The 19,106-nt window shown below is 60.1% G+C and carries 14 protein-coding genes and 1 pseudogene; 6 read left to right on the top strand and 9 right to left on the bottom strand.

Going from position 1 to position 19,106, the window contains the following annotated elements; all coding sequences use genetic code 11:
• Positions 1 to 92 precede the first annotated feature (92 nt).
• A complete protein-coding gene (locus tag HMPREF2526_RS12645; RefSeq protein WP_070547442.1) occupies positions 93 to 1,463 on the top strand; it encodes an MFS transporter in 1,371 nt (456 codons plus the stop codon).
• 259 nt (positions 1,464 to 1,722) lie between these two features.
• On the opposite strand, the gene HMPREF2526_RS12650 is transcribed toward HMPREF2526_RS12645, so the two are convergent.
• Entirely contained in the window at positions 1,723 to 2,700 is a 978-nt protein-coding gene (locus HMPREF2526_RS12650) for a bile acid:sodium symporter family protein (protein ID WP_070547443.1), read from the bottom strand.
• Positions 2,701 to 2,809: 109 nt separating this feature from the next.
• On the opposite strand from HMPREF2526_RS12650, the gene HMPREF2526_RS12655 reads away from it, so the two are divergent.
• Positions 2,810 to 5,731 carry an FAD-binding and (Fe-S)-binding domain-containing protein gene (locus HMPREF2526_RS12655; protein ID WP_070547444.1) on the top strand — a complete coding sequence of 974 codons (2,922 nt, stop codon included), beginning with the start codon at positions 2,810 to 2,812 and terminating at the stop codon, positions 5,729 to 5,731.
• Between the two features lie 70 nt (positions 5,732 to 5,801).
• Here HMPREF2526_RS12655 and HMPREF2526_RS12660 read toward each other — a convergent pair whose 3' ends face one another.
• The 6 genes from HMPREF2526_RS12660 to HMPREF2526_RS12685 form a co-directional block, all read right to left on the bottom strand.
• Complete coding sequence (locus HMPREF2526_RS12660) at positions 5,802 to 6,932, bottom strand: ABC transporter ATP-binding protein (protein WP_070547445.1); 1,131 nt, start codon at positions 6,930 to 6,932, stop codon at positions 5,802 to 5,804.
• A 26-nt stretch (positions 6,933 to 6,958) separates the two neighbouring features.
• On the bottom strand, positions 6,959 to 8,269 hold the full coding sequence (locus tag HMPREF2526_RS12665) for an ABC transporter substrate-binding protein (RefSeq protein ID WP_070547446.1): 1,311 nt from the start codon (positions 8,267 to 8,269) through the stop codon (positions 6,959 to 6,961).
• 71 nt (positions 8,270 to 8,340) lie between these two features.
• Positions 8,341 to 9,312, bottom strand: coding sequence for a carbohydrate ABC transporter permease (locus tag HMPREF2526_RS12670; protein WP_046649374.1), 972 nt, complete (start codon positions 9,310 to 9,312; stop codon positions 8,341 to 8,343).
• Entirely contained in the window at positions 9,313 to 10,287 is a 975-nt protein-coding gene (locus HMPREF2526_RS12675) for a carbohydrate ABC transporter permease (protein WP_046649375.1), read from the bottom strand.
• 234 nt (positions 10,288 to 10,521) lie between these two features.
• Entirely contained in the window at positions 10,522 to 11,244 is a 723-nt protein-coding gene (locus HMPREF2526_RS12680) for a glycerophosphodiester phosphodiesterase (protein ID WP_070547449.1), read from the bottom strand.
• A 58-nt stretch (positions 11,245 to 11,302) separates the two neighbouring features.
• Positions 11,303 to 12,595 carry a class I SAM-dependent methyltransferase gene (locus HMPREF2526_RS12685; RefSeq protein WP_070547447.1) on the bottom strand — a complete coding sequence of 431 codons (1,293 nt, stop codon included), beginning with the start codon at positions 12,593 to 12,595 and terminating at the stop codon, positions 11,303 to 11,305.
• Positions 12,596 to 12,781: 186 nt separating this feature from the next.
• On the opposite strand from HMPREF2526_RS12685, the gene HMPREF2526_RS12690 reads away from it, so the two are divergent.
• On the top strand, positions 12,782 to 14,125 hold the full coding sequence (locus tag HMPREF2526_RS12690) for an NAD(P)/FAD-dependent oxidoreductase (protein ID WP_070512750.1): 1,344 nt from the start codon (positions 12,782 to 12,784) through the stop codon (positions 14,123 to 14,125).
• Positions 14,126 to 14,222: 97 nt separating this feature from the next.
• Positions 14,223 to 15,038: pseudogene (gene thiD / locus HMPREF2526_RS12695) on the top strand (bifunctional hydroxymethylpyrimidine kinase/phosphomethylpyrimidine kinase); the annotation flags it as partial.
• Between the two features lie 17 nt (positions 15,039 to 15,055).
• Here the strand turns inward: thiD and HMPREF2526_RS12700 are convergent.
• Complete coding sequence (locus HMPREF2526_RS12700; protein WP_049154651.1) at positions 15,056 to 15,658, bottom strand: class I SAM-dependent methyltransferase; 603 nt, start codon at positions 15,656 to 15,658, stop codon at positions 15,056 to 15,058.
• Between the two features lie 83 nt (positions 15,659 to 15,741).
• On the opposite strand from HMPREF2526_RS12700, the gene corA reads away from it, so the two are divergent.
• A complete protein-coding gene (gene corA / locus HMPREF2526_RS12705) occupies positions 15,742 to 16,815 on the top strand; it encodes a magnesium/cobalt transporter CorA (RefSeq protein ID WP_070512755.1) in 1,074 nt (357 codons plus the stop codon).
• 3 nt (positions 16,816 to 16,818) lie between these two features.
• On the opposite strand, the gene HMPREF2526_RS12710 is transcribed toward corA, so the two are convergent.
• Positions 16,819 to 17,265 carry a PaaI family thioesterase gene (locus tag HMPREF2526_RS12710; protein ID WP_070517782.1) on the bottom strand — a complete coding sequence of 149 codons (447 nt, stop codon included), beginning with the start codon at positions 17,263 to 17,265 and terminating at the stop codon, positions 16,819 to 16,821.
• A 43-nt stretch (positions 17,266 to 17,308) separates the two neighbouring features.
• Here HMPREF2526_RS12710 and gndA point away from each other — a divergent pair, with 43 nt between their 5' ends.
• Positions 17,309 to 18,766 (top strand): NADP-dependent phosphogluconate dehydrogenase, encoded by a 1,458-nt coding sequence (gene gndA, locus HMPREF2526_RS12715; RefSeq protein WP_070517781.1) that lies wholly within the window; start codon positions 17,309 to 17,311, stop codon positions 18,764 to 18,766.
• Positions 18,767 to 19,106: the final 340 nt, after the last annotated feature.

The following is a 19,106-nucleotide window of genomic DNA, read 5'->3' on the forward strand; positions in this document are numbered from 1 at the left end:
TGTGGTGAGAGTTGGATTTCAATCTATGGGACGGTAATGTTTCCCACATAATCAATCACTCTATTGAAATTATCAAGGAGGGCGCTTCCCACATGACCGCCGTCAGCACCACGCCGCCAAAGACAGCGGCCCCAGCACAGCAGCTCACAAAACGTGACCGCGTGCGTGTGGCCGTGGCATCGACCATTGGTACGACCATCGAGTTCTATGACTTCTATATTTATGCCACGGCAGCCGTAGCCGTCTTTCCTTTCCTCTTCTTCCCGAAGACCGAGGACCCCACCGTTGCCCTGCTCCAGTCCTTTGCCACCTTCGGCCTGGCCTTCATTGCCCGGCCACTGGGCTCAGTGCTCTTTGGACACTTCGGCGATCGCATCGGCCGCAAGGCCACCCTCGTGGGTGCACTCCTGACGATGGGCATTGCTACCTTCATCATCGGCGTCCTCCCCACGTACCAGACCGCGGGCATCATCGCGCCTGCCCTGTTGGCCCTGATGCGCTTCTGCCAGGGTTTGGGCTTGGGCGGCGAATGGTCCGGTGCAGCTTTGCTGGCTTCCGAGACCGCCGAGGAAGGCAAGCGCGCTTCCGCCGCCATGTGGCCGCAGTTCGGCGCACCTTTCGGGTTCTTGCTCGCCAATGGCTTCTTCCTGACTCTGGTTGCGACCATGGATTACTCCCGCGGCGACACGACCGGCACCTTCATGGAATGGGGCTGGCGCTTGCCCTTCCTCGCCTCCGCTGTCATGGTCCTCATTGGCCTCTACGTCCGCCTGCGCCTGGAGGAAACACCTGTCTTCCAGCAGGCAGTAGACGAAGGCAAGAAGGTCAAGACCCCCATGGTGGAGGCTTTCCGCACTGCCTGGAAGCCGATGATCATCGGTACCTTCGTCATGGTCTCCTGCTACACGCTGTTCTACCTAGTCACCACCTGGATTCTCTCCTACGGTATCGGCGATAAATCCCAGGGGCTGGGTTTGGGAATCCCCTACCTGGAATTCCTGGAGATCCAGCTGATCTCCATCTTCATGTTCATCATCGGCATTCCCGTATCTTCCATGCTGTCGGATAGGTATGGCCGCAAGCCGATCCTGGTCGTGACCTCACTCATCATGATTGCCTTCGGTTTCAGCTTCCCCTTCTTCCTCGGCATCGAACACGCTGACCGCAACTCGGTCCTCGGCTTCTTGCTCGTCGGCATGTTCATCATGGGCCTCATCTTCGGCCCCATGTCGGCTGTCTTGCCGGAGCTCTTCCCCACTAACGTCCGCTACACCGGTTCCGGCATCGCGTACAACGTCTCCTCTATCCTGGGTGCCGCCGTGGCCCCGTTCATCGCTACGTGGCTGGTCAGCGCCTTTAACTTGAGCTACGTGGGCTATTACCTCATCATCGTCTGCTTCATCTCCCTCATCGCTATCCTCATGATGCAGGAGCTAAAAGACCAGGATCTTTCCCAGGTTTAGGTCTTCAGACACAAGCATCTCCCCGTCTCCTTCCGGTGTTGCTCACCGACGGGCGGGGAGATTTTTTGTCGCCGCCCCGCCGCCTCCAAAAGTGCAGACCTGGAAGTGCCGACCCGCTGGTCGTTGCAAAGCACTGCCTGGGCGCTTGACGACGCCCACGCTGCAGCTCTGCACTTCCAGGTCTGCACAAATAGAAAAGGTGGCCGGCAAACATGTGCCAACCACCTATGCGGAGTTAAGTGCCCGGATGGGTAACCTGCTACACAGAAACCGCAGTTTTACTGGATTCCGCCTCGTCGTCGATGGGCTTGCGGCGCACGATGGCGGAGAAGACTGCGCCAGTGACGTTGGCCCACACTGCAGCAACCACACCCGGCAGCGCTGCCTCCGGGGTAAAGAACTGCAACGCCAATGCCGAGGCAAGCCCCGAGTTCTGGGTCGCCACCTCAATTGCCGTGGTGCGCGCCGCTGCCTCGCGCTGGCGGGCTAGCTTGGCCATGTAGTAGCCAAAGAGGAATCCGATGAGGTTCTGGATAGCCACGCCGATAAACACGACGAGACCAACGGTGATCAGCTTATCTTGCGATTTCGACACCACCGCTGTGACCACGCCGCCGATGCCTGCGATGGCCACCCACGGCAAAGCCGGCAGCGCCTTGTCTACCGCCTTGCTAGCAATCACGCGCAGCAGCAGACCCAGGCCTACCGGTATGAGGACGGTCTGTACCAGCGACCACATCATGCCAGCACCATTGACCTCCGCGGTCTGCCCTGCCAACCACAGCATGAGCAACGGCGTCATGATCGGCGAGACCAGCGTGGATACCGAGGTCATCGCCACCGACAGCGCCACATCACCCTTGGCCAGGTAGGCCATCACGTTGGAGGCCGTACCGCCGGGGACCGACCCGAGAAGGATGAGGCCGACGGTGGCGGCGTCGGAAAGCCCTAGCAGTTTAGCCACGAGCACGGCACTCGTCGGCATGATGGCAAACTGACAGAGAACGCCCAAGAAGATGGGCAATGGGCGCTTCGCCACCAGGGCCAGGTCCGGAATCGTCAGGGTAAGCCCCATGGAAAACATGATGACCATAAGCAATTGCGAGGTGTACTGCCCCACCGGCTCAAAGGTGCTGGGGCTCAAAAAGGCGACAATGGCGCAGGCAACAATAACGATGGGAAAGATGTAGACGGCGAGTTTCTCGCCAGTCTCCCCTTCTGTGCGCAGGTTCGTCATAGTGTTTCCTTTCCAGAATGTGTCTCACTATATGAATTGAGTATCCCATATGATGAACCTCACGTACCCAGTTTGGTCGAGATTTACTGTCAAGCGATAGATTAGAAATATGTCCAAGCTACTAAGCCCCGATTCCTCTCGTTTCTCACGCCCGGCCGGCGCTACCAGCCAGGCCGACGCCGTTTCCGAGCGCTACCGCCACGGCTCCCCCGCCGAGCTGGTTGCGGACATGGAAGCCATCGTCGGCGCAGAAAACGTGCACGGCCGACTCAGCGACCTCGTGCGCTTCTCCTCCGATGCCGGCCCTTACCGCTCCATCCCGAACATCGTGGTCTCCCCTCGCAACGCCGCGGACCTCGCTGCGCTGATGAAGTACTGCGATACTCACGGTCGCCACATGACCTTCCGTGCAGCAGGAACGTCACTGAACGGCCAGGCCATGGGCGATGACATCCTCGTCGATGTCAAAACCCACTTCGGCGGGATGGAGGTGCGCGAAGAAGGCCGCAAGCTGTGGTCGCGCCCCGGCGTCATCTTGGGTGATGCCCAGGCAGTGCTCTCCCGCCACGGCTTCATGCTGGGGCCGGACCCGGGATCCACGTCCGTGTGCACCATCGGTGGCGTGCTGGCTGATAACTCCGGCGGCATGCGCTGCTCCTTGGAGCGCGATAGCTACCACAGCATCGAAGAGCTGATCTTCGTCTTGCCTTCTGGCACCATCGTGGATACGTCCCGTGGGGACGAGGCCTTCCGCAAGCAGGAGCCGAAGCTCCACGCCGATCTGCTGGCCTTCCGCGATAAGCTGCGCGCCAACACCGAGATGGTGAAGTTCCTGCGCACTAAGTTCTCTATTCGCAACACCAATGGACTGCGAATTGATGCCTTCCTCGATGAAGACGAACCCGTGCACATCCTTAAGCGCCTGCTCATCGGCTCCGAGGGCATCTTCGGTGCCATCACGGAATCCGTCATCCGGACTGTGAAGCTTCCGCGCGTCAAGGCCACGACCTGGGTCGAACTGCCCAACCTCCGCGATGCGGCCAACTACGTGCACCCCATCATGGAGACCGGCGCGGAAGCCTGCGAGCTTCTGGTTGCCCCGGTGATGCGCCGCTCGGCCGAGCACTACTCCCACGCCCCCGAGTCCTGGCGCAACCTCGACGATGACGCCGCCGCACTCCTCGTCGAGGTCGGCGGCAGCGACGAGGAGGACTTGGACAAGGCTATGGATCGCCTACGCACCGTGCTTGCCGACGCCCCACTACTGCGCCCCCTCGAATTTCTCACCACCGCAGAAGGTATGCGCGGCGCGTGGGAGCTACGCAATGGTCTCTACGGCCTGCTGGGCGCGGACCGTCCGAACGGCACGGCGTACATCACCGAGGATGTCTGCTTCCCGCCTTCCCAGGTCGGTGAGGCCGCAGCGGACCTGTTGGACTTGCAGGCCAAGTACGGCTACCCGGAGTCGGTCATGGGCCACGCTGCTTTTGGCAACCTGCACTTCTTCTTTACCCCGCGCTTCGACGTTGAGGAGGAGCGCGAATCCTATGCCGCGTTCTTGGATGATTTGGCCGAGCTGGTCATTGACAAATACCAGGGCTCGATGAAGGCCGAGCACGGTACCGGCGTGAACATGGCCCCCTTCCTGGAGCACGAGTGGGGCACGGAGGCCTTCGAGCTGTTCTGGGAAGTCAAGAACATGATCGATCCCAAGGGCATCCTGGCGCCGAACGTGAAGCTCACCCGGGACCAGACCATCCACCTGCGAAACTTCAAGTCCTTCCCCAAGGTCGAGGAAGAGATCAACCCGTGTGTGGAATGCGGTTTCTGTGAGCCTGTCTGCCCCTCCCGCCACGCCACGGTGACCCCGCGCCAGCGCATCGTGCTGCGCCGCGAGATGGCCCGGCAGGAAGAAGGCTCAGAGGTCTTGGCGCAGCTGCAGAAGGAGTATCAGTACGACGCCGTCGACATGTGCGCCGCCGACGGCACCTGCTCTATCCCCTGCCCGATTAGCATCGACACCGGCGCAGTGATGAAACAGCTGCGCGCCCAGCAGGCCACCCCGGCCCGCGAGAAGGTGGCACTGACGACGGCACAGCGTTGGGAGTTGGTGGAAAAGCTTGCCCGCGCTGGCATCATCTCCGCCAACAAGATTCCCCACAAGCCCCTCGAGCTGGGCGCCAACATGGCACGTAACGTGGTAGCACCCGACTTGCTGCCCACCGTCCCGGGGCCGCTTCCGCAGGCCGCATCGCGTCTGCCGGAAACCCCGCGCGAGGGCGCTGGCGCGCTCTACTTCCCTGCCTGCATCAACCGCATCTTCGGCCGCCCAGCCGGAGCGGCTAAGGATTCGGTCGATCTCCCGCGCGCCATCGTGGAACTAGGACGCCGTGCTGGCCAGCCAGTGTGGATTCCGGAGGACGTCGCGGGCGATTGCTGTGGCACACCGTGGTCCTCCAAGGGCTACAAGGAGGGGTTTGAGTACCAGGCTCAAAAGATTGTGCGTGACCTCTGGCACTGGTCGGAGCACGGCCAGCTGCCCATCGTGGTCGATGCTGCCAGCTGCACCCACGGGTTGCTTGATTCCGTTCCTGAGGTGCTCTCCCCTGCTGACCGCAAGCTTTGGGAGGATCTGCGTATCCTCGATGTCGTGGAATGGCTCCGTGATGAAATCGCGCCACACCTGCCGATCGTGAAAAACATGGGCTCCATCGCTGTCCACCCAACCTGCTCGACGGATCACATGGGCATGAGCCAGGCCCTGGTTGACCTGGCGAACCTCTGCGGCACAGCGAAGGTCCCGGAGGGCGCGATGTGCTGTGGCTCCGCCGGTGACCGCGTTATGCTGCACCCGGAGCTCGTCGAGTCCGCCACGCGCGAAGAACGCGCTTCTCTCGACGCGGAGCACTTCGACGCCTTCGTCTCCGATAACCGCACCTGTGAGATGGGCCTGGAGATGATCTCCGGGCGGACCTATGAATCAATCGCAGTGCTGTTGGAGCGGGCCTCCCGTCCGGTCGTCACTCCATAAGCAACGCGACGGTGGCAATACTCCTCAGCGGGAGCTCTGCCACCGGCGCAACAGATGTGATGGAGCCGGGTTAGAGATAGTCGTAATTGATTTCGGTGTCCGGGGCGAAGAACACGCACCCGCCCTTCATCGGGCGAAGGTAGATCGTGTCGCCCTGGTGCACGTCAATGCCGCGCGGCACCTTCACCGTGATGCGGTCACCGCGGACCACGGTCCCGTCATTGGCCGACTCTTCGCGGCCACCATAAACGTACAGCTCGGAGCCTAAGTGCTCCACGATATCGACCCTAACCGGTATCCCATACTCTTCACCTCGTTGGTTGACGCCGATGATTTCCCAGTTCTCTGGGCGCACACCAACGAGGACGTGATCCGCTCCCACCTTCGCGGCCTGTTCCTGTGGCATGTAGTAGTCCAGCGCCTGGTCTTTGCCGCTGACAACGCGACCGTCAACGAAGGGGACGTTGTCGATGAGAGTCATAGCCGGCGAACCGATGAACGTCGCGACGAAGGAGTTACCGGGGTTCTCGTACAGTGTTTTAGGCGGGGCGACTTGCTGAATAATGCCTTGTTTGAGGACACACACGCGATCACCCATGGTCATTGCCTCAGTTTGGTCGTGGGTGACATAGACCGTGGTGGTGTTGAGCTCGCGCTGCAGTTGAAGGATCTGCGCACGCGTGGATACGCGGAGCTTCGCATCCAGATTGGAGAGGGGCTCATCCATGAGAAAGACCTTGGGCTGGCGCACGATAGCGCGCCCCATGGCCACACGCTGGCGCTGGCCACCCGACATTGCGGAGGGCTTGCGATCGATAAGGTCCTCCAGCTCCAGCATTTTCGCAGCGAAGCTCACGCGCTCTTCGATGGTTGCCTTATCCACCTTGGCATTTTGCAATGCAAACGCCATATTCTGACGTGCTGTCATGTTGGGGTACAGCGCATAGGACTGGAACACCATGGCTACATCGCGGTCCCGCGAGCGGGTCTCGGTAACGTCGGCCCCGTCGATGAAGATCTGGCCTTCGTCGATTGGCTCAAGGCCAGCGAGCATGCGCAATGTCGTGGACTTGCCGCAACCAGACGGTCCGACGAGTACTAGAAACTCGCCGTCCTTGATATCGAGGTTAATGCGGCTGACCGCCGGTGGCTTCTTCGGGTCATAAATCCTGGAAGCCTGACGGAATTCAACAGTAGCCATGGTGTCCTTTCAAACGATCCGAAGTGTTACTTGAGCTTCGGGGTGATGTCGCGGTCGATAACGCTCTGCGTCTCCTTCTGCAGGTCGCCGAATGCGGACTCCACATCCTCATTGCCCACAGTGATGCGGTCAAGAACACCACCAATGCGCTGTCCGCCGCCCGGCACGAAGACGCGAGCGTAATCCTGCGGCTTGGTGTTCTCGTTGAGCTGCTCGATTGCCGTCTGGGCGTTCGGGTTCTCCTCCAAGAACTTCTTCTCCTCCGGATCATCCAGGGCGTCCTTGCGCACCGGCATGTAACCCGTCTTCTGGGAGAACTTGATGGTGTTCTCGGTGTTCGTCAGGAAGTCAATGAACTTGACCGCGTTAGCCTTGCGCTCGTCAGAAACTCCAGCCGGCACTGCCAGACCAGCACCACCGGTGGCTGCCGAAGGACCAGGGCCTGGCAGGTAGGTCGTGATGAATGGAATCGTCGCCGTCTCCTTCAGCCCGCCCAGAGAACCAGTGGACTCCAGCAGTCCAGAGGCCTTGCCAGAGCCGAAGGCTACGGTCGGGTCAGTGGAGATTTCGATGTGACCGGCCTTGACCTGGTCCTGCAAGAACTTGCCAGCCTCGATGGACTCCTTCGACGTAAAGTTCGGTTCCCACTCATCAGAGTAAGAGCCACCGAAGGCCCAAATCATGCCCTGGAAGTACCAGTCGAGGTAGTTGGATCCATCCGGAACGGTGACGGCCGGCTTGTCGAGCTTGTCCTTGATCTTGGTGGCCCACTCGTCGAACTCTTCCCAGTCCTTCGGGCCACGGTCGGTAGGAAGTCCAGCTGCCTTGAGGTCATCGGTGTTCCAGTACATCAGGTTCGTGGAGCGGGAGTACGGAACGCCGTAGTGCTTGTCGTTGTACTTGTAGTCGTCGCGCAGGGTGTCGACGTAGCTCTCATAGTCAATGTCGTTCATCTCCCACAGCTCATCGAGCGGCGTCGTGGCCTCATTCAGCGCGAAGTTGAACCACGTGACGTCAGAAGCAACGAGGACGTCGGGAAGGTCGCCACCTGCGAGGGCAGCGTTGAAGCGCTGTGCAACTTCCTCGTAGTTGGAACCTGCGGTAACCAGTTCGACCTTCAGATCTGGGTTCTCCTTCTCGAACTCATCAATGAGCTCTTGCTCTATGTCACGGGAAGAACCCGGGTGGTTGGACCAGAAGGTGATGGTGTTGGCGTCTCCGCCGTCCTTTGAGTCGTTCCCTGCGGTGGTCGAACCACCTGCACAGGCGGTCAAGGACGCTGTGGTGAGAAGTGCCGCGCAGGCGGCAACGATACGAGTAGAAATCTTACGAGACATGGGGAGGTTCTCCTTGAGAAGTGAAGAGTTCAGGGGACTTGTTCGAGTTGGGCGTCGGGATAGCAGGCAGGCTAGCCCTTGACTGCTCCAGCAGTCAGGCCCTTAATCATCGGCTTCTGGAGTATGAGGAAGATGATGATCATGGGCAGGGTTGTCAGCACTGTGCCGGCCATCACCGGCGCCCAGTTGGTCACGCCTTCCGCGTCCTGCAAGCGGGTCAGACCCACCGGAAGGGTGGCTGCAGCCGGTGTATCCGTAATCAGGAAGGGCCACAGGTATTGGTTCCACTCATTGACCACGGTGATCAGGACGAACGCGGACAGCGTTGGCCACGACATGGGCAGGACCACTCGGAACAAGGTGGTGAAGAATCCTGCCCCGTCCATGCGCGCGGCCTCGAGAATCTCCGGCGGCAATGATTGGAAGTGATTGCGCATGAGGAAGGCACCGAACGCCACGCCCGCCAACGGGATGATGACTCCAGCGTAGGTGTCTCTCCAACCCCATGACGCAACCAGCGAGTAATTGGAAATAATGGTGATCTGGTTGGGCACCATCAACGAGGCGATGATGAGCAAGAACAGCAGATTCCGGCCGGGGAAGCGAATGAATGCGAAGGCATAGGCAGTCAGCACTCCGAGGACTACCTCCACCACCGTGAGAATCAGCGTGATGATGATGGAGTTTCTCAGGTAGCTCGAAAAGCCAGAAGTCTGCCAGACATACGAATAGTTTTCTGCCTTAAAAGGATTAGGCCAGAAGGAAATCGGATCCGAATACACATCCTGGAAAGACTTAAAGCTGGTGATGAAAATGAAGTACAGTGGCACCATAATCATCAGCACTGTCAGTACCAAGGCAATGTAGCCGACGACCTTCGTTGCTGGATGACCGTGATCAACCGGCTCACCTTTACGCTTGCGCTGGGCCTCGGTGATGACTGGTGCTGCGAGGGACTGCGAACCAGGAACCGGCGGCAGCTCTCCTTTCGCTTGCGGGAGCCCTACCTTGATAGAAGCCGGAATCGCGCGTTTTTCGGACATTTACTTATCCATCCTTTCCTGCAACTTGATCTGCAGCACCGTAATGACAAGCACGACGAGGAACATGATGGTGGCCACGGCAGCGCCATAGCCGGCACGGTTGTTGATGAACGTCTCTTGGTACACCTGGAAAACCATCGTGGAGGTTCCGTAACCAAACGGTCCACCGCCGGTCATCGCGTTGATGATGTCGAAGACCTGGAAGGAATTGAGCAGCACAGTGATTAACAGGAAAAACGTGGTACCGCGAAGCTGTGGCAGGACCACGCGGAAGAAATGTCGCACGGCCGGGGTGCCGTCAATCTCAGAGGCCTCATCGAGATCGCGGCGGCGCCCCTGCAGGGCAGCAAGATAGATGACGAAAACGTAGCCCACGTTCTTCCACACGTAGGTCACCGTAATCATGAACAATGCCCAGTTCTGCTGCTGGTAGAAGTTCGGCACATCGACCCCGATAAGACCCAAAAAGTATTGAATGAGCCCGTAGTTAGGATCGAAGACGAACTGAAAGGCAACGCCAATCGCCGCGCCAGCGATGACATAGGGCGCGAAAACCATTGAGCGCACAGCCGCACGGCCAAACAGTTTCTGATCCAGAAGCAATGCCAGCGCTAGCCCCAGAACCATCGAACCGACCACCGCGAAGAAGGTGAAGACGACAGTGTTGAACACCACGCGTCCAGTATCTGGCGCCTGGAACCAGTCGATGTAGTTCTGCAGACCGACAAAAGTCATCGTCGGCGATGAAATATTCCAGTTAAAGAAAGAGATGCGGATGTTATCGACCAGTGGTCGATAGGTGAAAAGAATGAGAAGGAGAAGGTTCGGGCCAATCAGCAATGCCGCTAGGCCGATCTGGCGCCAGTCAAGCTTTCGCTTGCGTGGGTGGCGCGCGTACTCCTCGGAGACGATCGGCTTCTCGTTAACAGGAGGGATCGCAGCCGTTCGCCCGCTCGCGGGGATGGTTTTTGCCATGCAGAAGAAACTAGACCAAGGCAGTAAACAGAAGGTTTACTCAACGTTTTGATTGAGTAAACAAAAAGAAAATTCCAGGGGCTTAGCCCCCAAAAGCCCTCCCTGTGCGTGGGGAACGTCACACAAAGCACGGGAGAAAGAACTCCATAGAAACTCCCGGGCAAGAAAGCGCCACCATCTTTCCAGCTAGACCTTTTCGGGCATGAACACAACGGCCACGGGCGTAGCTTGGCGTTAACTCGCTGAGCGCACAACGTCGAGTGCTAGCTCTGGCAAGTCCGTTGCCATGAGCTCTATCCCATTGTTCCGGCACCACTCCATGTCCTTCGGTAAATTCACCGTCCAGACGTAGGACTGACTGTCGACGTCTGCAAAGAAGTCAGCGTCCAACCGTGCCTGGCGAATGGAAGGCCCGAAGCCCGAAGCGCCCTCGAGGGAATCTGGTAGTCCCGCATCCGGTTCCAAGAGAAGAAAGGAGCGCAGGGATGGCACTAGGTTTCGGAATCGCGCAATTGCTTCAGGGTTAAAGGAAATCAGACTGAACCGTGGATCGGCATCGAGATGTCGGTTGCGTAGGACTTCGGCCACCGATTCTTCGAGTCGCGCCCCGAAAGGAGACGGGTGCTTCGTCTCGATGAGCAGCTGCTTTCCGGGGGATGACTCGATGAGGTCCACCAGTTCGTCGAGAAGCAGAATGCGTTGGTGATCCTCGTCGGTACCAAAGTTGAGTGTGCGCAGCTCCTCCAGTGTCATGTCACCGACAGAGCCTGTGCCGTCCGACGTCCTATCCACAGTCTGGTCGTGGATAACCACTACCTCCCCGTCCTTGGTCAGGTTGACGTCGCACTCCACACCGGCCACCTCAAGCTTGAGAGCCTCCTCGAAGGCACGGTACGTATTCTCCGGGAACCATCCGTTATACCCTCGGTGCGCGATAATTCCTGTGCGGTCTGCCATGTTCTTTCCCTCCGGGCCGCAAAGTGGTTGTGCTTCTGGCGCCGCCCAGTGTAGACCGCTAACGGCGGCCTCCGCGGTTGCGGTGCGTCGCCACCACGTGCACGGCATCCAGCATTCCTAAGGTGAACAGCGCCTCGCGGAGAGCGAACTGGAAGGTCCAGAGGCGGCGGAAAACCTGGTCGAAGCCCGCTGCCGCCGCTTCGCGGCGCCGCCCATCGAAGAAACTGCGCTGGTAGCGAAGCGTTTCCAGGTAGTGGCTTCCGGTGTGGGTCTGAGCGATGATGCGCAGGTTGGAACGCCTATCAAAGAGTCGGTGTGTCTCCTCGATCGTCGGATAGTCTAATCCGGGCCAAATATAGGCGCGCAGAACCTGAATCGCAGACCGAGCGGCCGGGGTCATCGCGTCGGTGGCGAACAACGAGGCCACAGCCACACGCCCACCGCTGACCAGCGAGCGATCCAGCATCTGTACGTAGCGCCGGCGCTCGGGGGGCGATAGCGTCTCTAACTTCTCTACGCTGACAATCGCGTCATAGCGCCCGCGCCACTTCTTCGGATTGGGCAACGCCGTTTCGATGCCCTGCACATGGACAGAGTCGGCGGCGCCTTCGAGAAGCAGTTGTTCATCGAACAGCGCCTGCTGCTCTGTGTCGCCCGTAAGGACGTCAACGGTGGCGCGCCGGGCAACGGCTTGTACTGCTACCTGCAGCCCAGTCGCCGGGTACACCAGAAGGTGTGTGCCGGCGCCGGTGCGGGTGGCATCGAGAAGCCACTGTGCAGCGCGGCGCTGTGCATCACCCAAGTCCTCGCGGTCCGTGTGCGTAGGCTCGGTCACGCTCGTCACATCGACGAAGTGCTCCTTGGGTTCCTTGCTCCCCACCCGCGCGCTATAGCTGCGGACCGCCTCGCGCACCGTGGTGGGAACGCCGCTAGCGAAAATTCCGCCCGAATGGCTCAAGGAGTCACCCGCGTACAGCTTCACCACGTCGAGGGGCAGCTCGCCGGGGCTCGACGCCTCGACCGCCAGTTCCTTCGCTTTCGGCCGATACCCCACCCCCAACAGCCGCAGGAGAACCTTGACCAAGCGATCGGAATCGGGCGTCGTCCACTCCCCTGCCATATAAGACTCAGCCAGGCCCAGCCAGCCCGAATCGGCGATGCGGGAAAAGAGGGCGTCGTGAAGCACAGCCAGATCCGGCTCCTCGCCTTCCAGCTCCACCCCTGCTTTGGCGCAGGCCTGCGCAAACTCCGCTTCAGTCCGGCCGCCCGTAAAGCGCAGCAAACGCGGTGAGGGCACGGTTGCTACGCCGGGCCACGTCGCAGCGTCAATCGATGCCAAGTGGGAATACACGCTCTAGCCAGCCTTCCTCATCGCACACACGTATTTACTTAGAGTAAAACCAGCGGGCCACGAAGAGGTGGAGGCGCGGCCCAAAAAGCCAGTTAATAACCCATAAAGTATGCATGTACCGCTAGAAAGGTTTAGACTGACTCGGGTAAAATAATCAAGCTTTCTTCAGGAAGGTATTCAATCACCATGGCGCAAACTCCCCACCGCCCTAGTAACGGCCGCCACCACGTCGTTGTTATCGGTGCCGGCTTCGGCGGCATCAACGCCGTCAAGAAGCTCAAGGACGCGGATGTTGAGATCACCCTCATCGACAAGAAGAACCACCACCTCTTCCAGCCGATGCTCTACCAGGTAGCCACCGGCGTCATTTCCGCCGGCGAAATCGCCCCGTCCACGCGTCAGCTCCTGCGCCATCAGGACAACGTCAACTTCGTCAACGGCGAAGTCACTGACATCAATATCAAGGAACAGACCGTCTCCGCAGAACTTGACGGCGCTGTTCGCACCTACGGCTACGACTCCCTCATCGTCGCCGCCGGCGCTGGCCAGTCCTACTTCGGCAACGACCACTTTGCCGAGCACGCGCCGGGCATGAAGACGCTTGACGACGCCCTGGAGATCCGCTCCCGCATCATCTCCGCCTTCGAGAAGGCTGAGTTGGAAGAGGATCCTGCCAAGCGTGAAAAGCTACTGACCTTCGTCATCGTCGGCGCTGGCCCGACTGGCGTTGAGCTCACCGGCCAGATCGCCGAGCTGGCCCAGCGCACCTTCGCTGGCACCTACTCCAACTTTGGTTCCTCCTCCGCCAAGATTTACCTCCTGGATGGTGCGCCGCAGGTGCTTCCTCCGTTTGGCAAGCGCCTCGGCCGCAAGGCTCAGCGCACCCTGGAGAAGCTGGGCGTTGACGTGCGCCTCAACGCCATGGTTACCGACGTCACCGCTGACGCCGTCACCTACAAGAACATGAAGACCGAGGAACAGGTCACCATCGAGGCTGCGACCAAGATCTGGTCTGCAGGTGTCGCCGCTTCCCCGCTGGGCAAGCTTATTGCCGACCAGGCAGGCGTGGAGGCAGACCGGGCCGGCCGCGTCTCCGTAAACGAGGACCTCACGGTTGGTGAGTACAAGAACGTCTACATCGTCGGCGACATGATTTCCCTCAACCGCCTTCCGGGTGTGGCCCAGGTGGCCATCCAGGGCGGCAACCACGTGGGCAAGCTCATCGAGGCCAAGATTGATGAGGAGTCCACCGCTAACGAGGCCGAGCCGTTTGAGTACTTCGACAAGGGCTCCATGGCCGTCATTTCCCGCTTCAACGCAGTGGTCAAGTTGGGCAAGACCGAGTTCGCTGGCTTCCCGGCCTGGATCTCCTGGCTCGGACTGCACATCTTCTACATCGTTGGCTTCCGCAGCCGTACCCTCGTGGCGCTGCACTGGATTCTCAACGCCTTCTCGCGCGACCGCGGCAACCTGGAGATCACCCAGCAGCAGCGCGTTGCTCGCAACGTGATTGACCGCGACCTCCACTAGGTCTTACGCGTCTTATAAGGAGAGAGGAAATTTCCTCTCTCCTTTTTCTTTAGCCATGTACGGTAGACGAAAGAATAGCCAAGCTTAAGGAGAAACCGTGAGCCAACCTGCGCTGCCCCGTGTCCTCAGCATCGCCGGCACCGATCCGACGGGCGGCGCTGGTATTCACGCCGACCTCAAGTCCTTTGAGGCCGCTGGGGCCTACGGCATGGCCGTGGTGACCGCCCTGGTTGCGCAGAATACGCAGGGCGTGCGGGCTATCCACACACCACCGGTGGAGTTTCTGCGTGAGCAGCTGGCAAGCGTCAAGGACGACGTGACTATCGACGCCGTCAAGATCGGCATGCTGGGATCCGTCGCTATCACCGAAACGGTGAGCGACTTCATCGCTTCCCTCCCCGCGGGAGTGCCGGTGGTCTGTGATCCGGTCATGGTCGCCTCCAGCGGTGACCGCCTGCTCGAGCCGGAAGCGGAGCGCGCCGTACGGGAGCTGGCGCGCCGCGCGACCGTGGTCACACCCAACCTGCCGGAACTCGCTGTCCTCGCGGGCGTAGCAGAACCGCGCACCTTTGATGACGCTCTCTCTGTCGCAACCACCTGGGCCCGCGAGAATGACACGTGGGTCGTAGTCAAGGGCGGTCACCTCGATGGTGCCGAGGCCGATAACGCGACCGTAAGTCCTTCCGGCGATATCACGCGCGTGCCCTGCCCGCGGATTGATACGAAGAACACGCACGGCACGGGCTGCTCGCTGTCCTCAGCCCTAGCGGCGCGTTTGGGCGCGGGCGAATCCCTCGACGAAGCACTGGTTTGGGCCACCGAGTGGCTCCACGAGGCGATTGAGCATGCCGATGCGCTTCACGTCGGACACGGACACGGGCCCGTTGACCACGGCCACCGGCTCCGGCGCCTGGCTGCGGAGAAACAAAGTTAGCCCAGCAGATCGGCACCTGGACGAGTAAGCACGGCCACCATGAAGGTGGAGTTCTCTTTAAAGACCTTCATGTCCCACGAGGAGAAAATGAAATCGACTCGGTAGCCCACCGCGCGGGCCAGTTCGAGGAACTCCTCAAAGCCCCAGCCGCGGCCCTCGCCGAAACCGACGACGAAGCGGCCGCCGGGGCGAAGCGCGTTAAACACGTTGCGCAGGGCCGCCTCGCGCCCTTCGTTGGCGATAAAAGTCATGACGTTGCCCGCAGCCACGGCGATGTCGAAGTTGCCCTCCGGGATTTCCTCTTCCGAAAGGTCACCTACCTCCCAGCGGGCCTCCGGATAATCATTCACCGCGTGCTCAATCAAAATCGGGTCGACGTCCACGCCCACTACGGTATGCCCGCGCTTGGCCAACTCGCCGCCGAGCCGTCCGGAACCGCAGCCGGCGTCGAGGACGCGGGAGTGGCGTTCACTCATGGCGTCGATAAGCCGGGCTTCCCCGTCGATATCCTTACCCTGGGCCCGCAGCGTCTTCCATTTCCGTGCAAAGTTGTGGGAATGGGCGGGGTTCGCAGCAGTTACTTCTTTCCAGGTAGGCATGACAACGAGTATAGGCCTTTAGAGGTGTAAGATTTAGCCGCTCTGATAAAACGCCTATACGAAGCGAAGGAGGCTGAGACACGATGCCATCTGTACCGTCACCATTCAAGCCACGCAAGAAAAACACTTCGGACAATAATACGCCGAGTTTTTCCGTGCCTGTCGAGCGTGCCATTGAGCACTGCCGAGTGTTCATCGACGGCGAGGCGCTGCCGGGTGAGTTTACCCCGCACAGCGCGCTGCAAACCGTGGAAGAATACGGCCGCGGCTTCGTGTGGGTAGGCCTGCACGAGCCGCTCGAATCGCAGATGACGAAGGTAGCGGCTGAATTCCGCATCCATGAGCTCATCGTCGAGGACGTCGTCCAGGCGCACCAGCGTCCCAAGCTGGAGCGCTACGATGACCAGCTCTTCGTGGTGGCACGGTCGGTGAACTACCGCGACCACGACGAGGTCGCCGATAAGCGCCAAATTATCTCCACTGGTGAAATCCAGATGATCATTGGTGCCACGTTCATTATCACGGTGCGCCACTCCGCCAAGCTGCCTAATCTCGCCTATGTGATCCAAGATGAGCAAGACCTCGTCGAGCAGGGCCCCATTTCGCTGGCGTGGAAGATCCTGGACATGATGGTGGACCGCTATTCGGAGATTTGCCGCCTCATCGCTATCGAGGTCGACGAATTAGAAGAAGAAATCTTCACCCCGAATTCGCTGCCCAACATCGACCGTATCTACATGTTCAAGCGCGAAATCTTGGAGATGAAGCACGCCATCGTGCCGCTTTCCCCAGCGTTGCGGGCGATGGTAGCGGACCACAAGGATCTCATTCCGAAGACGATTCGTTCCTATATCCGGGACGTCAACGACCACCAGCTGGTGGTCCAGGACCACGTGTCGGGGTTCGATGAGCGCTTGACCTCGCTTATCGACGCCTCCGTGGCCAAGATCAGCATGCAGCAAAACTCCGACATGCGCACGATCTCCGCGGTGGTTGGCATGTGGGCAGCGCCAACACTTGTAGCAGGTATCTATGGAATGAACTTCGACATCATGCCGGAGCTGCATTTCGCATGGGGCTATTACGGGGCAATTGGCCTCATGATCTTGGTGGTGGCCGGAATGTGGTGGTGGTTCCGGCGCAACAACTGGTTGTAGGGATTATTGCACCACCATGGTGCGCAACGTGGAAGCAGCGAGGAGTACATCGCCCTGGCTGATTTTCACTTCCCACAGCTGCGTGCGGCGGCCCTTGTACAGCGGCGTAGCGACAGCCGTGACGGTGCCTTCGGCAACGGGCTTGAGGAAATCTGTGTTGTTGTTCACGCCCACAACCGGCTTGCCCGCAAGGATCAGGCTGCCCACAGATGCGGTGGACTCCGTAATCGTGCAGAAAAGCCCTCCATTCGCCACGCCCCAGGGCTGGTGGTGATCCGGAACAACGTCAACCTCGGAGCGAATCTCATCAGCGGAAATGCGCGTGAAACGCAAACCGATGAGCCCGGCTAGGCCCTGCGGGTGAGAATTAATGAGCTGCAGTTCCTCGGCGTTAAGCGGCCGTGTTTGGGATACTGCGACGAGCTTTTCGAAGATTTCAGAGTGTTTCATGCCACACCAGGTTAGTGGATTTCGGTGACGTAGGATGGTTGACATGACTCAAACTGCTGAAAAGACAGATCTCGCTCAGATTGGTGTTGTGGGCCTGGCCGTCATGGGCTCCAACCTCGCGCGCAACTTTGCCCGCAACGGAAATACCGTCGCGGTCTACAACCGCAGCCCGGAGAAGACGCGCGCGCTCATCAGCGAGCATGGCGATGAAGGAGCCTTCATCCCTTCCGAGACCGTTGAAGACTTCGTGGCCTCCCTGGAGCGCCCGCGTAAGGCAATCATCATGGTGCAGGCGGGCGCGGCTACCGACGCCGTCATTAACCAGCTCACCGAGGCCATGGATGAGGGCGACATCATCATCGACGGTGGCAATGCCTTGTTCACGGACACCATTCGCCGCGAGAAGGAGGTCGCAGCTAAGGGCCGTCACTTCGTCGGCGCGGGTATCTCCGGTGGCGAGGAGGGCGCGCTCAACGGCCCATCCATCATGCCCGGCGGCCCGGCCGAGTCCTGGGAAACGCTGGGGCCGATCCTGGAGTCCATCGCTGCTGAGGTGGACGGCACGCCGTGTGTGACTCACATCGGCCCGGATGGTGCGGGGCACTTCGTGAAGATGGTGCACAACGGCATTGAGTACGCCGACATGCAGGTCATCGGCGAGGCCTACCAGCTCCTTCGCTATGGCGCGGGCATGGAACCGGCTGAAATCGCTGAGGTCTTCCGCGAGTGGAATGCCGGCGACCTGGACTCCTACCTCATTGAGATCACCGCCGAGGTGCTGGCGCAAACCGATCCTGACACTGGTGCCCCGCTTGTCGACGTCATCGTGGACGCCGCCGGCCAGAAGGGCACCGGCCGCTGGACTGCCATTAACGGCCTCGAGCTTGGCGTCCCCATCACCGGCATTGCGGAATCCGTGTTCGCGCGTGCGCTCTCCTCGGCCACCGCGCAGCGCGCCGCCGCCCAAGAGGGGCAGCTGCCCTCCGGTACGATCACCGAGCTCAACGTGAACAAGGCGGAGTTCGTCGAGGACGTTCGCCGTGCGCTCTATGCCGCAAAGCTCATTGCCTATTCTCAGGGCTTTGATGAGATCAAGGCTGGTTCGGACGAGTTCGGCTGGAACGTCGACCCGCGCGACTTGGCCACCATCTGGCGTGGCGGCTGCATCATTCGCGCGAAGTTCCTCGACCGTATCCGTGAGGCTTATGACAATAACGCCGACCTTCCGGCCCTCATTCTGGACCCGTACTTCAAGGGTGAGCTGGAAAACCTGATTGACCCGTGGCGTCGCGTCGTTGTGGCTGCCACCCAGCTGGGGCTGCCGGTACCCGTGTTTGCTTCTTCTTTGTCCTACTACGACAGCCTGCGCGCCGAGCGCCTCCCTGCGGCCTTGATTCAGGGCCAGCGCGATTTCTTCGGCGCCCACACCTTCAAGCGCGTGGACCGCGAGGGCACCTTCCACATCGAATGGTCGGGTGACCGCTCCCTAACCGAAATGTAGCCGCCAAGCCCCTCCCCCGAGGGGCTTTTCTTGTTCCGTCCCTCCCCACAGCTGCCGTTCCCCCAACCAATTCCTTCCCTGCCCTTAGTCGGCGTTAACCCCGCCTCTGAGCAGGGATTTTGTTCCTCCGGTTGCGAGGCTGCGGGTGCTGCTTTAATCTTCGTGCCCATGGGGGATATCGAAACCTACCTCCGCCTCCGCAACTCGGGGATTGCGCTGGTGGAGCATATACCTGGCTCACCCGATAAGCCCCGCGCGCTCGGTGCTGACCCAGCCGATGCCACCGAACTTGCCGGCCTACACCAGGTGTACTTCGGCCCCACCCGCTTTACCGGCAAAC

It is taken from the genome of Corynebacterium sp. HMSC070E08, assembly GCF_001808895.1.
GTDB classification, from domain to species: domain Bacteria; phylum Actinomycetota; class Actinomycetes; order Mycobacteriales; family Mycobacteriaceae; genus Corynebacterium; species Corynebacterium hiratae.